Annotated in this window: 14 protein-coding genes and 1 tRNA gene; 1 reads left to right on the top strand and 14 read right to left on the bottom strand. The window is 34.1% G+C overall.

Translation table 11 applies throughout. The features are described 5' to 3' along the window. Positions 1–136: 136 nt before the first annotated feature. From QO200_RS13110 to QO200_RS13065, 10 genes are all read right to left on the bottom strand, one after another. On the bottom strand, positions 137–1,426 hold the full coding sequence (locus QO200_RS13110; protein WP_371540901.1) for a DASH family cryptochrome: 1,290 nt from the start codon (positions 1,424–1,426) through the stop codon (positions 137–139). Beyond that, positions 1,423–2,958, bottom strand: coding sequence for a cryptochrome/photolyase family protein (locus QO200_RS13105; protein WP_371540900.1), 1,536 nt, complete (start codon positions 2,956–2,958; stop codon positions 1,423–1,425). The genes QO200_RS13110 and QO200_RS13105 overlap by 4 nt, the downstream gene beginning before the upstream one ends. A gap of 1 nt (position 2,959) precedes the next feature. Then, complete coding sequence (locus QO200_RS13100) at positions 2,960–3,097, bottom strand: DUF2256 domain-containing protein (RefSeq protein ID WP_371540899.1); 138 nt, start codon at positions 3,095–3,097, stop codon at positions 2,960–2,962. Further along, complete coding sequence (locus QO200_RS13095; protein ID WP_371540898.1) at positions 3,084–3,818, bottom strand: YqjF family protein; 735 nt, start codon at positions 3,816–3,818, stop codon at positions 3,084–3,086. Before QO200_RS13095 ends, QO200_RS13100 begins: the two co-directional genes overlap by 14 nt. After that, entirely contained in the window at positions 3,818–5,350 is a 1,533-nt protein-coding gene (locus QO200_RS13090) for a deoxyribodipyrimidine photo-lyase/cryptochrome family protein (protein ID WP_371540897.1), read from the bottom strand. The genes QO200_RS13095 and QO200_RS13090 overlap by 1 nt, the downstream gene beginning before the upstream one ends. Positions 5,351–5,568: 218 nt before the next feature. After that, complete coding sequence (locus tag QO200_RS13085) at positions 5,569–7,779, bottom strand: TonB-dependent receptor domain-containing protein (RefSeq protein WP_371540896.1); 2,211 nt, start codon at positions 7,777–7,779, stop codon at positions 5,569–5,571. A 118-nt stretch (positions 7,780–7,897) separates the two neighbouring features. Beyond that, on the bottom strand, positions 7,898–8,248 hold the full coding sequence (locus QO200_RS13080) for a hypothetical protein (protein WP_371540895.1): 351 nt from the start codon (positions 8,246–8,248) through the stop codon (positions 7,898–7,900). Between the two features lie 100 nt (positions 8,249–8,348). Next, complete coding sequence (locus tag QO200_RS13075; protein ID WP_371540894.1) at positions 8,349–9,344, bottom strand: aspartate-semialdehyde dehydrogenase; 996 nt, start codon at positions 9,342–9,344, stop codon at positions 8,349–8,351. Positions 9,345–9,513: 169 nt separating this feature from the next. Next, positions 9,514–9,930, bottom strand: coding sequence for a large conductance mechanosensitive channel protein MscL (gene mscL, locus QO200_RS13070; protein WP_371540893.1), 417 nt, complete (start codon positions 9,928–9,930; stop codon positions 9,514–9,516). Between the two features lie 89 nt (positions 9,931–10,019). Further along, entirely contained in the window at positions 10,020–12,464 is a 2,445-nt protein-coding gene (locus QO200_RS13065; RefSeq protein WP_371540892.1) for a bifunctional UDP-N-acetylmuramoyl-tripeptide:D-alanyl-D-alanine ligase/alanine racemase, read from the bottom strand. Between the two features lie 465 nt (positions 12,465–12,929). Here QO200_RS13065 and QO200_RS13060 point away from each other — a divergent pair, with 465 nt between their 5' ends. Continuing rightward, the gene (locus QO200_RS13060; RefSeq protein WP_371540891.1) at positions 12,930–13,328 is read left to right on the top strand and encodes a hypothetical protein; all 399 of its coding nucleotides are present in this window, start codon (positions 12,930–12,932) and stop codon (positions 13,326–13,328) included. Here QO200_RS13060 and QO200_RS13055 read toward each other — a convergent pair. The 4 genes from QO200_RS13055 to QO200_RS13040 all read right to left on the bottom strand — a co-directional run bounded on the left by QO200_RS13055 (position 13,323) and on the right by QO200_RS13040 (position 16,626). Then, on the bottom strand, positions 13,323–14,024 hold the full coding sequence (locus QO200_RS13055; RefSeq protein WP_371540890.1) for a porin family protein: 702 nt from the start codon (positions 14,022–14,024) through the stop codon (positions 13,323–13,325). The genes QO200_RS13060 and QO200_RS13055 overlap by 6 nt on opposite strands. Before the next feature lie 299 nt (positions 14,025–14,323). After that, a tRNA-Ser gene (locus QO200_RS13050) sits at positions 14,324–14,410 on the bottom strand. A gap of 61 nt (positions 14,411–14,471) precedes the next feature. Further along, positions 14,472–15,500, bottom strand: a complete 1,029-nt coding sequence (locus QO200_RS13045; RefSeq protein ID WP_371540889.1) for an asparaginase — start codon at positions 15,498–15,500, stop codon at positions 14,472–14,474. Further along, complete coding sequence (locus QO200_RS13040) at positions 15,484–16,626, bottom strand: 1-acyl-sn-glycerol-3-phosphate acyltransferase (protein WP_371540888.1); 1,143 nt, start codon at positions 16,624–16,626, stop codon at positions 15,484–15,486. Before QO200_RS13040 ends, QO200_RS13045 begins: the two co-directional genes overlap by 17 nt. Positions 16,627–16,673 lie beyond the last annotated feature (47 nt).

The following is a 16,673-nucleotide window of genomic DNA, read 5'->3' as shown; positions in this document are numbered from 1 at the left end:
GTTTTTTCATTAGTATCTTTTTAATTGGTTAACAAAAATAAGGAAAATCTCTTGCTTTCTTGTGATAAGAAAAGCGTTAGTAGGATTGGTCGTTAAATGTCGGTTTTTGTTACATTTTATAATTTCAAAAAAAAAGCTATTGCAACCACAAATCCCGGAAAGCCCTGTCCTTATCATAGTCACTAGCCTGTTTTTCGATATTAAAATAACGGTGTTTTCTTGGGTCATTTCCAACGCCTGCTAAATACGCCCAATTCCCCCAGTTACTACAAACATCATAATCTATTAACTGCGATTCAAAATAAGCAGCTCCAATACGCCAATCCATATTGAGTTCGTTACAAAAATAACTAGCAACATTTTGCCTACCTCTATTGCTCATAAAACCCGTTTGTTTAAGCTCTAGCATATTAGCATTAATAAAATCTGAATCAGTTGTGCCATTTATCCATTGTAAGAGTAATTTTTCACTTAAGGATTTCGAATTCACTTTATCAGCCTTTATACCAGAATACAAGAAAAATTTAGTTTGGTATTTTTTAAACATAAATCTAAAAAAATCACGCCATAACAACTCAAAAATCAACCAATATGTAGATTCGTTAGCGCCATGTTCCTTTTCATATTTTTTTATTTCATGATAAATTGTTCTCGGTGAAATACATCCCAAAGCCAACCAAGCTGAAAATTTTGAAGAATAATCATCCCCTACCATTCCGTTTCTAGTTTCTTTGTAAATGGATAGTTTTTTTGTTTCAAAAAAATAATGGTTTAATCGCTTCATTGCTTCTGTTTCTCCGCCTTTGAATTGAATGGCTGCACGAGAATCCATTGGAGAAAAATGCAAACCTAAATCTTTTAAAGTAGGTAAAATTAATTCTGGGATTTCTGGAGACACAATTGTTATTGGTTGGTCAAAAACATTTCTTACAGCGGCATCTAATTCTGTTTTCTTCCTAAAGGTGGTAAAAACATCTGGAATGTCTTTTAGCGAAAACGGCAGATCTTCTGCATGATATAAAGTACTCGTACTATAAGTATCTAGTTCACAACGCAATTTGAAAAGTGCCGTTTGAACCAAGCTTTCTGTTTGTTTTTCTTCAAATGCTACTTCTCTTTTAGCAAAAACTTTTCGAACTCTATATTCTGCTACAATTTTCGGGATTTCAACTTCTGGCTTTCCTTTTAAAATAATCAAGCCCGAACCCATCTTTCGTAAATTATTGTCTAAATCTTGTAATGATTCCAATAAAAACTGCGTTCGAAAATTACCTGATTTTTTAAAACCATATTGGGTAGTTTCAAAATGGGAATCATCAAAACAATAAACAGGGATAACACTTTCACTTTGAGTAATTGCTCTTTTAAGCGCTTCATTATCATATAATCGTAAATCAGTTGTAAACCAAACTATAGCCGTTTTCATAATTCATTTATTTTTTTTAGATAATAATCTGCTTGTTCTAATAAGGCTGCCTTTGCTTCTGGTTCCATTTTTCTCCAAACATTATACATCATTCCAATCCTTGGGTTTTTTGCTAATTTATCTTCATTTTTATCATAAAAGTTCCAGTATAAACTATTAAAAGGACAGGCTTTTTCACCTGTTTTAAGTTGTTTGTTATAATAACAACTGCCACAATAATGGCTCATTTTATTAATATAAGATGCCGAACTTACATAGGGTTTTGTGCCTACAATTCCACCATCTGCAAATTGACTCATGCCACGAGTATTTGTAATTTCAACCCATTCAATCGCGTCAATATAGATTCCGAGATACCAAGCATCTAATTCATCAGGATGAATTCCGGCTAAAAGCGCAAAATTCCCAGTTATCATTAATCGCTGAATGTGATGGGCATATGCATAATTTAAAGATTGATTTATAGTATCTTTTAAACAATTCATTTTAGTGTTGCCTGTCCAGAACCAATCTGGCAACTTTTCTTGATTATTAAAAAAATTCATGCTAGCATATTCAGGCATCTTCAGCCAATAAATCCCTCGCATGTATTCGCGCCAACCTATTATTTGTCGCACAAATCCTTCTAATTGATTGTATTCAATTTCACTGGGTCTACTTTCCCACTCTTTTATAGCTTTATCAATAACTTCTTGTGGTGAAATCATCTTTAAATTCATAGAAAATGAAAGTCGAGAATGATATAAAGACCACTCATTTGGGGACATGGCATCTTGATAACTTCCGAATAAAGGCAAACATTCTACTAGAAAAAAGTCTAATAACTGCAACGATTGTTCTCGGTTAATTGGCCAAAGAAAATTTACAGCATCAATATTTCCGATGGTTTTAATATCCGTTTTACTGATTTCATCAAGAACCTCTGAAACATTATTATTAAAAACTAATGGCGGTGTCGGTTTATGATTTTTGGGCAACTTTTTTCGGTTGTCGCTATCATAATTCCACTTGCCAGTTAATGGCTGATTGCCTTCCATTAAAACAGTATGCTTTTTTCTAAGCATCCGATAAAAATTTTCCATCACAAAGGTTTTCTTACCTTCAAAAAAGTGCTCTAATTCATTTCGTGTTGTGAAAAAGTGCTCCGAATCAGCGATCGAACTTGAAATTGTGATTACTTTACTCAGATTTTTTAACGCTTCATCAACACGAAATTCATCTGGCAATTGGTATTCAAAATGAGTAAAATTATGTTTTGAAATTAAGTTTTCAATGTTGTTTTCAAATGATTGTAAGTTGTTTTCATCAACTAGATTGATATAAATAATGTTATGCTTTTTTAACTCTAGTTCCTTGCTAAAACTTCTCATTGCAGAAAAAATACCAACCACTTTTTGAATGTGATGCGATGCATAATCGGTCTCCGTTCGAATTTCCATCATAACATAAGTCACCGAATCATCTACAGTTTTAAACCAAGAATGATTGCTGTTTAGTTGATCGCCTAGAACAAGTCTTACTTTTTTACTCATTTTATTTGTTGCTTCTGCATTTATCGCTACAATATTTTACCTCATCCCAAACCTTTTCCCATTTTTTACGCCAAGTAAAAGGTCTATTACAAACAACACACGTTTTAGAGGGCAAGTTTTGTTTTTTAATACCTTTCATTACCCATATTTAATCTGTTTCTTTTCCACTCTATACCCACCGATGAACCTTCGGCTATAAAAACCGCTTCTGGCTTGGTCGTATTTAAACCCGAAAAGGACTCACCATACATCGCTGTAAAATCACAATCAATTTTATAATCTAATACTTGATTGACTAACCAACTCGGATGCTGTAATTTGTATTCTTCGGTATTATTTTGGTCGACTTTAGTGTAGCCATAATAATGTTGATATATAAATTTTTCTAAAGATTGACTTTTCATCACCTTAGATTCCGTGGTTGCTTCTACATAAATACTATTCCATTTTTTATTTAAAAGCCATTTAAATTCTACTTTTTGACTTTTTGTCTCCCTTGTAATTTCATGCTTTGTTGGTACCACGGTATAGTGCTCTTTGTATAATTTATTAGCCATCCAAGCCACAATAGGATACGGAATAGTTTCATTGACAAAAACTACACCGCGTTTTAACGTATTCCCCTCCTTTCGAACCACATAAAAACGCAAATTAATTTCTTCGAAAGTGCCAAAATAAGGAATTGGAACATTGAAAAGTTTGGTTTTCTTGAACATAAACCCAACTAGACTTACGTAGGCTTTTCCATCATACAAATCAAGCTCCACACCTTTAGGCAAGAAAGGAAGTAGTATGTTAGGATCAATTTCATAATTAGCCATTATAATGTTTTCCCAGTTTGCTTTTAAAAAAATAGTCATTATGTTTTTGTTTTTTTAGTTCTTCGATTCGGATTGGAAACGTGCTTTTTCAAAATCCGTTTTCCTTCCTCTTTCACTTCATCTGTTTTCCGAAAACTCCAGACTATATCACTAGCCCGTTTTCTAGTTTCTTCAATATTAACAATAGGTTCGGGATAATCTTTCCCTATTTCACAGCTATAAAATTGTTGTTCAATTGGATTTAACTTCCACGGTTCATGAATTAAGTTGACTGGAATTTCTGCTAATTCAGGCAACCACTGTTTAATAAAAACACCTTCTGGATCGTGCTCTTCAGAGTTTTTTATTGGACTATAAATCCGAATTGTATTTATTCCCGTTGTTCCTGATTGCATTTGGATTTGTGGATAGTGAATTCCAGGTTCGTAATCCAGAAACTGTCTTGCTAGAAAATGCAAGTCCCGCCAATCTTGCCAAAGATTAAATGTGAAAAAAGAAACCACCATAGCTCGCATCCTGAAATTGATATATCCTGTCACTACTAAACATCGCATGCAGGCATCTACAATTGGCACACCTGTTTTTCCTTCTTGCCAGGCTTTGATATAAATTTCATTCCTTGGCTTTACCAAAGTGTCATATGCTCTATTTACATTTTCAAATTCCATTCGGCATTCATCTTCAAATTTTTGCATGAAATGACAATGCCAATGCAGTCGAGAAACGAAATTAAGAATCGCTCGTTTATTCTTAGAATTCTCGTAATGCTGATTTGTGTATTGATAAATCATTCGCATGCTAATATTTCCATACGCCAGATAAGGCGATAAGCGACTGCAACCTTTTCTACTCAAGGCCGGTTTAGAAATATGCTTGCTGTAATTGATATAGCGTTCTTTTACAAAACTATCCAAATAGCGCCAAGCGAGATTCTCGCCTCCTTTTTGGAAATTCTTATTGGTCTTCGTAATAGCTTCTGAAAGCGGATTCCCTTTTATAGAATTATAAACAGCATCCTCAAGTTGAATTAAATTAAAATCCTGAATGGCACTCATTTTTGGTTCAGCCCGCATCACTTCTTCCCAGCGTTTGTCCCAGTGCTGTCGTGATTTTAATTTTCTAATTACTCCGTGTAACTGAGATTCTTTCCAGATAATATTATTGCTTTCGAAAAAATCCTGCATTGCTATATCTCTATCAAAAGTGATTTTGTTACCAATTTCTTGATGAGAATAAACTTCCTTAATATCGTAGTTCTTTAGTAGCTCGACAAAAACAGCCTGTACTTCATTGTGAAAATAATAGAATGTTCCATTGATTGCATTGAGCTTCGTTTGTAAATCCTGAATCGACTCATAAATAAACCGCCAATGACGCACATCGGCATCATCGTACTCCATAACACTTGGTTCAAAACAATATACAAATAGTACTGGCAATACCGAATTTTGCGCAGCAAACAAGGCTTCGTTATCTACAAATCGCAAATCACGCTTGAACCAAACAATATTTATAGCAGCTTTAGTCACTAATTTATCCGTGTTTAATCTTTTGTTGTTTATGTTAAACAAATATACAAAACTTAGAATTAAAAGAGGGTTGTAATTTTAAAACATATTAGTTATTTCACTCAGATGTGCAGAGGTTTCATAGAGAGTTAAAAATTAAAAAATGTAAGCGCAAAATCAATTTAAATTACATGAGATATACAGTAAAAAACATACCGAAGCTTTATGCAGTTATCGGTTAAAAAAAACGCTACCCTTTCGGATAGCGTTTTATGATTTTTCTACAAATTAAAATTAACTCCCAGAACTATATTTCTTCCTATGTTTGCAATCCCATCGTTTTTCAAACGAGAAAGGTGCGCGATATATTTTTTGTCAAATAAATTATTTCCGTTTAGGTTAACGTCGAAAACAGTTTTACCTAGTTTTACTGTTCCACCAAGTCCTAAATTTACTAAAGTATAACCATTAGACTCCGTTTCAAAACCACTTACATTATCTTGATTGAAAGTCGTAGAAACGTTGAAAGTAGCAAAACCTTCTTCAAACCAGTTCTTCATTTTGAATTCAGTTCTTATGGTATTACTCCACTTGTTCGCAGGGATCAAAGGTAAATAATCGCCATTTTGTTTCTTGCCCGTAACGGTTTCAAAACTGGTTTCATAATGCAACCAATCCAAAGGATGCGGATGAAAATGCAGACCAACTTCACCTCCATACAGTTTAGCATTGTTTTGAATATAATTAAACACATCATTATTATCCAATACCGTTCCTGTAGGTGAAGTATAAATATAATTGTTGATATGATTGTAAAACCCATTTACAAAAAACTCAAAATGACTGTTCTTGTATTCTAAATTAAGATCAGACTGTACATTTTGTTCTGTTTTCAGATCACTGTTTCCTATTTCATAACGGTTTGTCCCTTCATGAACTCCGTTAGAAGTTAGCTCAGCTAAATTAGGTGCTCTAAATCCTGAAGCTAGATTTAATCGCAAGGTCAAATCATCAGCTAAGTTTGTTTTGTAACCTAAAGAAGCATTAAAACTATCAAATGATTTGTCGATCGCTTTAAAATACCCCTCTTCTCCAACCGTACCGTTTTCAACACTAGTAATTTTTCTGTTATCAAAACGCAAACCTGCTTGCACTGCACTATTGCTTCCCCACTCATAATTAGCTGTTCCAAAAACACCAAAATCATTTGTTGTTGCATCTGGAATTAGATACTCCTCGCCAAAATTTGTATTAGTTTGATGCATACCTTGAATTCCGAAAATTGATTCTAATTTACCCATGCTTGGTAAATGGTACTTCGCATCGTAATTAAAAGTTTTCAACTTCATACGCAATCCTGCCACATTGCTATCCTCAAACTCAGAACGATCATTAGCAATATATCCCAAATCAACATCCAATTTTGAATTTTTTAAATAGATAATAGAGTTCAAACTCAACAAATGGCTAAAAACCCCTTGCCTTGGAAAACCCGTGTTTTTACTTGTGCTTTGATCTGCTATACCATCCTCAGGAATTCCTAAGTCTAGATTATTGTAGTTGTATCGAAGAACTGAAGAAAAACTAGAATTACTGTATCCAATTCCGGTTTTAAAATCTGTTTCATTGTATCGGGTGTTTGTAACGCGATCTCCTCCTGAAATACGGTAATCAGAATGCGTATTGTAACTCCCTCTTGCCAGAAATTTCCAGTTCTCAGTCGACGTTTTTAATCCGAGAGAGGAATTACTACCTAAAGTATTAGAAAACAACTTTTGACTAAAATTAGCTTTGAATGTGTTCGCATCAGCAAATTTCTCCGGATTGAAATACAAAACCCCACCAAGTGCATCTGAACCGTACAATAACGAAGCTGGCCCTTTGATAACCTCAACACTTTCTACGCCGGCATCATTCAATCCCAAACCATGTTCGTCACCAAACTGTTGGTTTTCCATTCTTACTCCTTGTGAGTAGACTAAAACGCGGTTTCCGCTCAAACCACGGATTACAGGTTTCCCTATTGAAGTTCCAGTTGAAACTTGAGAAACTCCAGGAATAGTTGCTAATCCTTCTATTAAGGTTGCTGTTCCTTTTTGTTGTAATTCCTTAATGGTTTCATGTTCTACCTTCATGACATTTTGTGACTGTATTTTATTGAAAGCGGTAGAAACAATTACCTCATCCATCTGAAAAATAGTTTCTTCAAGTATCACATCTAATGTGCTTTCTTTTTCAAGTCCTTTTATTGTTTTATTCTCAGTTGTGAAACCCACGAAAGTAAAACTCAGTTTAACATTTCCGTCAGGAAGATTTGTCAAAATGTATATTCCGTTTTCATCAGTTGTGGTGCCTTTATGTAATTCTGGCGCATAGACTGAAACCCCTTTTATAGGTTGGTTTGCTATATTCGTTACCGTACCAGATACTTTACTTTGCGCATGAAGCAGCGCTGAAAACCCTAGTAATAGCGTAATTATAATTTTTTTCATTAGAAATGATTGTGATATACTCAAACAGAAATCTTTAAAAGATAACTGATTTGAAATTATTTAAAAAGTGAAGCGTTCCAACAAAACATAATAAGGATTGGTTGGAAATTAATATAATTTAAATAATAACTAAAGGCGGACCCCGAGGAGAATACAAACTGCCGGGAAACGAAATAAAGGTTTTTACCTTCTCAAAGAAATAGGGAGTGTTTTCGAAATTTGACTGAAGTGAATATACAAATACGTCAGGAGAAACATAAGACCCAAAAGTAAAATGACACACTTTACAATCATCAAAATTATGATGTTGATGCGTTATTTCAGGTTCTCCATTACTATATTTATGATGACACTCTGTTTCAGAGAATTGCTTTACAAAATGCTCATAGGTATGAAGTGACTGAAACAGTATTGAAAACAATACCGTCAGTGACAAAGAGAGACTAATTACAAGTTGCTTCTTTTTCATACACTGCAAAGGTAGGAAATCTTAAAAAAAGAAAACCATCTGTTTTAACAAAACTGATAGAATGTTAAAACAGATGGTTTAGAATATAATATTAAATTGGTTACACCAATTTAGATGCTACTAAGTATTCAGCAATTTGAATTGTATTTGTAGCTGCTCCTTTTCTTAAATTATCAGCAACAATCCACATATTCAATGTGTTGGCTTGGCTTTCGTCACGACGAATTCTACCCACAAAAACATCATCTTTTCCTTGCGCATAAATTGGCATCGGATACGTATAAGTATCATTGTTGTCTTGTACGACAACACCGTCTGTATGGTGTAAAATATTTTGAATGTCTGAAACTACAAAATCATTAGAAAATTCGACATTTACAGCTTCACTATGTCCACCTACGATAGGCACACGCACTGCAGTAGCCGTAACAGCAATTGTTTTATCATCTAATATTTTTTGAGTCTCACGAACCAATTTCATTTCTTCCTTTGTATATCCGTTTTCTTCGAATACATCACATTGAGGAATTGCATTTCTATGAATTGGGTACTTATAAGCCATTTCACCTTGAACTCCTGCATATTCATTTTCCAATTGTTCAACCGCTTTTACGCCAGTTCCAGTAATGGACTGGTATGTAGAAACGATAACGCGTTTGATATTGTATTTCTTATGTAAAGGTGCTAAAACCAATACCATTTGAATTGTAGAACAGTTTGGATTAGCTATAATTTTATCTTCTTTAGTTAATGAAGAAGCGTTAATTTCAGGAACGATCAATTTTTTAGTTGGATCCATTCTCCATGCTGATGAGTTATCAATCACGGTTGTTCCAGCAGCAGCAAATTTTGGCGCCCACTCTAAAGAAGTATCACCTCCAGCAGAAAATAATGCGATATCTGGTTGCATTGCAACAGCGGTCGCTAATCCCACAACACTATAGTTTTTACCATTAAAGGCAATTTCTTTACCCACTGATCTTTCTGAAGCTACAAGAATTAATTCATCAGCATCCGATATAAAATTTCTTTCTGCTAATACTTGTAACATAACCTCTCCAACCATACCGGTTGCACCTACAACTGCTATTTTCATTTCTATATTTTTATAATTGAATATTAAATTTGAATTACAAAAGTAAGTAATATTAAAACCAAAACAAGGCGCTTCACAAATAATAACAAAATGTTACAATTATAACAACAAAGAAAAACCATCCGTTTTTGCAGATGGTTTTTCTTAAATATACAGTCTAGCAATCTTCTTATTTTTTCAATAAATCTCTAATTTGAGTAAGCAATTCTTCTTGAGATGGTCCAGTAGGTGCAGTAACAACTACTTCTTTTTTGTTTTTTGTTTTTTCAGCAGCTCTAAGTATTACGAAAACAAAAAATGCGACAATGACAAAATTGATGGTAGCTTGTACAAGATTTCCATAAGTGATCACAGCTGCGCCTGCTTTTTGAGCGGCTTCAAGATTGACATAAGTATTACCATCAAGGGTAATAAATTTTTGTGTAAAATCAATTCCTCCAGTTATTAACCCGATAATGGGCATAATCACATCATTAACAGCAGAAGTTACAATTTTACCAAATGCGCCACCAATAACTACAGCGGTCGCCAAAGCTAATACATCACCCTTTATTAAAGAGGATTTAAAATCATTGAAAAATTTCATAATTGTTTTTTTTAGTTAAATAATATTTTAGAAAACTAAATTATCAAATAATCAAGACACTTTTAAAATCGTCTTAATTATTTGTCAATTTATCGGTAAAAAACACGCTTTACCCGCTGTGAAATACTGGTGAGAATCTCATAGGGTATCGTATTTAGCTTTTTGGCGATATAAGAAACCGTTGGGCTTTCGCCAAAAATAATTACTGAATCTCCTTCGGTACAATTAATTTCAGTAACATCAACCATCAACATATCCATGCAGACACTCCCTAAAATCTTTGCTTTTTTGTCTTTTATGGATACAAATCCAACCCCATTTCCCCAACCTCTAGATATACCGTCAGCATAACCAATGGGAATTGTTGCAACCTTTGTAGGTTTCTCAGCCATAAATTTTCGTCCATAACCCACGCTCTCCCCTGCTGAAATAGTCCGAATTTGGGAAATAACAGATTTCAAAGTCCCCACATTTTCCAAGTATTTTTGTTCCGCAGGATCATTCGACACTCCATAAAGTCCGATTCCTAAACGAACCATGTTGAATTGAGAATCCGGATAATTACTTATTCCAGAAGTATTCAAAATATGACGAATCGGATTCACTCCTAATTCCGCCACGATTCTAGATGACATCGTATCAAATAAATTAATCTGCGAAAGCGTAAAATCACGATGCTTCAAGTCGTCACTTGTTGCCAAATGTGACAGAATACTGCGTATTTGAACACTATCATTCCCTTTTAAAGTAGCTATTAATTCATCGATTGTATCTTCCTCAAAACCGAGACGATGCATCCCCGTATCGAGTTTAATATGAATAGGAAAATGATGCAGATTCTTTTCTTTTGCAATTTTCAAAAAGGCATAAAGTCCTTTTAAACAATATATTTCTGGCTCTAATTGATATTGTATAATGGCAGAAAAACTCGTATTCTCTGGATTGAGAACCATAATTGGTAATTGAATACCACCATTCTTTAGTGAAATTCCTTCATCGGCAAAAGCCACCCCAAGATAATCCACTTTGTGGTGTTCGAGTAATTTAGCAATCTCCAGACCTCCATTTCCATAACCGAATGCCTTTACCATAACCATGATTTTTACATTTGGTTTCAATTTGGATTTAAAGAAATTCAAGTTGTAACTGAGTGCATTCAAGTTAATTTCCAGAATGGTCTCATGAGTTTTTTCTTCGAGTAAATAAACGATTTCTTCAAATTGGAAAGACCTTGCTCCTTTTATCAAAATGGTTTCATTCGCAAAATCAAGACTTTCAAAATTAGAAATAAATTCGGCCGTAGTATTGAACGTAACGCAATTGACGAACTTGTCTTTGAATTGCGAAATAGTTTCTCCGATGCCAATAACCCGACTTATGTTATTAGAAACAATCAATTGCGAAACCTTAGAATACAGCTCCTCATTTGATAATCCGCTCTGAAAAATATCAGAAAGTACGACAGTCTTTTTTTGGAACTGCGTTTGACTTTCCAAAAAATCCAGTGCAATTTTCAATGACTGAAAATCTGAGCTATAACTATCATCAATAAGACTACAGTTATTGATTCCCGTTTTTACTTTTAGTCGCATTTCGACAGGAAACAGCAATAGCATCCTCGATTGAATCGTCTCAATATCATAATCAAAATATAACAATGCCATCAAACAAGAAATCGCATTTTCTATAGAAGCCGTATCTTGAAATGGGATTTTCAACTTATAGGAATCTCCATTGTACTTGTAATATAATATTGTATTTTGATCCTCTGTTTCTTTTTTATAAACAAAAACATCAGCCTCCCCCTTTCTAAAACTCCAGGTAAAGGTTTTTGTTTTTGCTAAAATATATTTATCTACAAGATCTCTTTTTTGATAGATTATAATTTCAGTCTCTTGAAAAAGAACTAATTTTTCTTTGATTTTTTCATCTAAATCAACAAAACCTTCATCATGCGACGAACCTATATTAGTTAGAATCCCAATGGTAGGCTTAATGACCTTTTCTAACCTTTTCATTTCATCAATAGTGGAAATTCCTGCTTCAAAAATACCTAGATTGTGCTTTTCATTAATTGCAAATATTGATAGTGGAACACCTACCTGAGAATTGTAGCTCTTAGGACTTCGGATGACATTAAAGTCTGGACTTAACAAGAAGTTGAGCCATTCCTTTACTATTGTTTTACCATTACTTCCAGTTAAACCAATAACGGGAAAATGAAAACCACTGCGATAATAAGCGGCAAATTGCTGTAATGCATCCAAAGTGTTTTCGACAATAAGAAAATTAGCTTTATCTGCACATCCTTCAGGAATATGTAAAACAACAAAGTTCTGCACCCCCGTTGCTATCAAATCTTTAATATAGGTATGCGCATCATTATTGGGGCCAACCAATGCAAAGAATAAAGTATGGGTACTGTTTTGCAACGATCTACTGTCTATAGAAACTGTATCAACTACTGCTTGTTCAATATTACCCACGGCTCTTGCCTTAAGAATAGGAACTATATTTTTAATAAGTATGCTCATTTTTATGTACTGCGATTAAAGCAGATTTTATTTATAGTTGTGTGGTAAACGATATACTATTGTAAGAATCATAGCGTATTTAAAAATAATCATCATTTATAACTTCCTCAAAAATAACACTTGTTTTCAAAGTTACGACAACACAACATAATTAAAAAGGGAGAAACCATTTTACCTTTCCTATAAATCCTAAACATTTTTAAAGAGACTTTTTTACTATATTCCTTATATTTGTCTGTATAATTAATTGCAGTACTCTTGAAAAAAATCCTACCCTTATTTTCTTATGTTTTCCATCCGGTGTTCATTCCGGTATATGCAACGCTATTTTATCTTTTTTCAAATAATTCTTATTTTATAAATCAAGAAAAATATTTTGTATTACTTCAGGTGTTAATTATTACCGTCGTGGTTCCGCTACTGTTTTTCATTCTCTTGCGCGCAAGCGGTAAAATTAGTTCTATAATGGTTCCACTAGTATCTGAACGGAAAATACCACTTCTCATCCAATCCTTTTTACTAATCCTTTTGGTTCGAAAAAGTATTACAATTGAACGGTATCCCGAGTTGCACTTTTTCCTTTTAGGAGCCTTATTGAGCGCTTTATTTGCGATGATGTTGTTATTTGTTAAGACAAAAGCGAGTCTTCATATGATGGGTATAAGCGCATTGACCGTATTTGTTTTTGGGCTAAGCCTGCATTATCAAACCCAAAACATGTTTGCTATTACATTTCTTACTATTACGAATGGATTTGTCGCTTCATCCCGTCTAGTGATGAAAGCACATACTTTTAAGGAATTAATTATCGGGCTTTTTCTGGGTACTATCCCACAAATGTTTCTATTGTACTTATGGCTATAGAATATAAAAAATAATTCCAATATTAAGCGACTTCATATTTACCTTTTCCCCATCGATTTCTGCTGTCTTAAAAATAGAATTTAATCCATAATAGGCATATACATTTATGGTATTGTAGCCCCCAGAAAGATAGATCCCGTATAACAATTTATTAAAGTCCTTGTTATTAGTAATTGTTACTTTGTTTTCAGCATCACTGTAGAAAGACCTATTGTAAAGGACATAACTAAATTTCATACCACCATATATTCTCCAAAATTTATAACTCTCATAATTAGAGGTTCTCCATCTAAATTCAATGGGCAAATCAACTAATAATTGTGTGAATTTATTTTTGTCGTACACGGTATTATCGTCAATTACAGAATAAACAGGCATTTCTTCCGTTCCCTTTATGGCAAGGTTCTGAATGTAATTGTTATATGTAAAACCAAGTCCCGCTGCTATAGCATGGGTTCGCTCTTTATTTATTGGCATATCTCTCAGAAAACCAACAGACAAACCTGTTGAGAACTTACTTTGCGATATCCCTGCAGGTTTCTGCTGTAATGTATTGTAAGTAAACCCAAAATAAAATTGATCTTCTCTGTAGAGGGAGTCAACCTTTACTTCAGGACTATCCATAATTGGTTCTATTTCTTGTGAAAAAATAGCAGAAACCGATAGTACAAGAAAAAAACTAAAAATGATTCGCATAGTATTATTTTTGTTGAATGATTGCTTCATAGCGGTCTTACTAGAATTTTCGATTGGGCTCTTTTCTATTATTATACAAATATAGGATTTTGAAAGGTTCTTGATGCGTATTGCTTTCAAAAAACAATTTGAAGCACTATTCCCGACCAAGCAAGATAATTATACCAAAAGGCTCGGTAAAAAAATAAGCTGCGCTTTGTCTTGTTGTTGATCGAAAGAGATTACCCATGGCCTCTCGGAAAACAGAGAGTCTCACAAACAAAAAATGCTTCCCTTTCAGGAAGCATTCAATTATTTTGCAGAGAGGATGGGATTCGAACCCACGATGCAGTTACCCACATACTAGCTTTCCAGGCTAGCTCCTTCAACCACTCGGACACCTCTCTATTTATTTAAGGTTTGCAAAGAACACTAAAAAAAGTGACTTACAAAAGTAAAATCACAATATTATAGTACCTCACCTCGCAAAGAAGTTTCAAAAATAGTTTTAAAGTCATCTCGCGCACCATTTCGACTCAATAAATACATCAATTTTGTAATGGCAGCCTCTGTTGTGATGTCTTTTCCAGAAATTACCCCTATTGCTTTCATACCAGTACCCGTTTCGTATTTTCCCATATTAACACTTCCGCCAGAACATTGGGTCACATTAATAATATGCAGACCATTGTTTATTGCTTTAGCTAATAAAGCAATAAACCAATCTTCAGTAGGCGCATTTCCTGAACCATAGGTTTCAAGTACAATTCCTTTTAAACCGGGTATGCCAAAAATCGCAGACAAAACAGTTTCACTCATTCCCGGAAACATTTTAACTATCACTACATTAGCGTCCAAGTTCTTATGCACTAACAATTTCTCCCCAATATTTTTAGCTAAAAACAACTCTGGCCGCATATTTAAATGCACCCCAGATTCAACTAGTGCGGGATAATTGGGTGATGTAAATGCGTTGAAATGCTCGGCACTTATCTTCGTCGTTCTATTTCCTCTGTATAATTTGTATTCAAAATAAAGACAGACCTCAGTAATAACAGGCATACCGTTTTCTTGCAATGACGCAATTTGGATAGCGGTAATCAAATTCTCTTTAGCATCGGTACGTAAATCCCCAATCGGTAATTGAGAACCCGTAAAAATGACAGGTTTCGCCAGATTTTCAAGCATAAAACTTAATGCTGACGCAGAATAAGACATAGTATCGGATCCGTGAAGAACAACGAAACCATCAAATTTTAAATAATTTGACTCTATTATGGTTGCAATTCTTACCCATTCTTGCGGATTCATGTTTGAGGAATCAATTGGCTCTTCAAATGAAAGCGTTTCAATCTCACAATCTAATTGCTTCAACTCAGGAATTCTATGCAATAATTTACTAAAATTGAATGCTTTCAGGGCGCCAGTATTAAAATCCTTGCGCATCCCTATTGTTCCTCCAGTATATATTAAAAGAATTTTAGCCTTTAAGTTCATCCGTGTACTTTAATTTATTAACAACCGGGTTAGCATACATATCTAACAATCCTTGCAATGCAACCGGGTTTTCAGCATCTATCCGCATCTCCAATCTACGTTCAAACAGGGATTTTTCATCGGCTGTATACATACTAGAATAAGTACTGGTTTTATTTAAAATATCATAAGCTATATAATTAGTAGGCCATAATTTATAATTCTGTATTATAGAATCATCAATTACCTGAGCAAGCGCTTGAATTTGCTTGTTTGAATTATTAAATTCTTCCTTAATTACATCAACTTCAGTATCAATAACATCACCAATATGAATGTGAATACGCTTCTTTTGCCCCATTACACCACTCAAAAGCGTCATGAAATCTTCATTCTTTTCCTTGATATATACTTCATTATTGGCCTCAGCCAATAACTGCGGAATTTTCAAAACATCTGTTGGGTCATACTCATAAGAAATTGACACCGGAACGACTCTTATTTTTTTGAAATAGTCCATCAGGTTATCCTCATCAGATCCCATCCCAACCATTTTTAACACACCAGGATTAGTCTCGTCATTACCGTCTTTAGTCCTACCCTCACGTTGCGCAATCCATACAGATCGACTTTCATGTTGCAATAAATGACTAATGTATTCTGACAATGTTTTTGAGCTTTGTAACATCTCACGCGGCGTCAAGCCTCTTTGAACCAAAAAATTACGGTTCAACTTCGCCAAGATGTTAAGAAAGTCCTTTTTTACTAAGTTATCGCCAATCGCTGAGGCAGTCATTACTAAACCATGTTCGAACAAAGCTACATTAAGCAATGTAGTGTCCAATAAAATATCTCTATGGTTTGATATAAATAAATACGATTCTCCTTTTTCTAACTTTTCAAAACCTGAGGTGGTCAAACCATCAGAACTTTTTTCAAGTACTTTTAAAAGTGTGTGGTAGATAAAATTACATTGAAAATCACGTATGGAATGTGTTTTTTTTAGTTGTTCCTTCCATTCTTCATCAGGCGTCTCAGGGAAAGAGAAATTCATCAGTGCTTTCATCATCGGGTGATGAACCACATTTAGTATAGCCTCGTTAATTTCGGAATCATAAAATGGCCGAATAGCGTCAAATTTTTGCATTTTGGTAATTTTAAGTGGGCAAATGAACAAAAAAAAAATTAATTTAC

Origin of the sequence: Flavobacterium sp. Arc3 (assembly GCF_041431375.1) — a bacterium.
Lineage (GTDB): Bacteria > Bacteroidota > Bacteroidia > Flavobacteriales > Flavobacteriaceae > Flavobacterium.
Note: the sequence above shows the minus strand (reverse complement) of the source record. Positions and strands in the feature narration are given on the sequence as shown.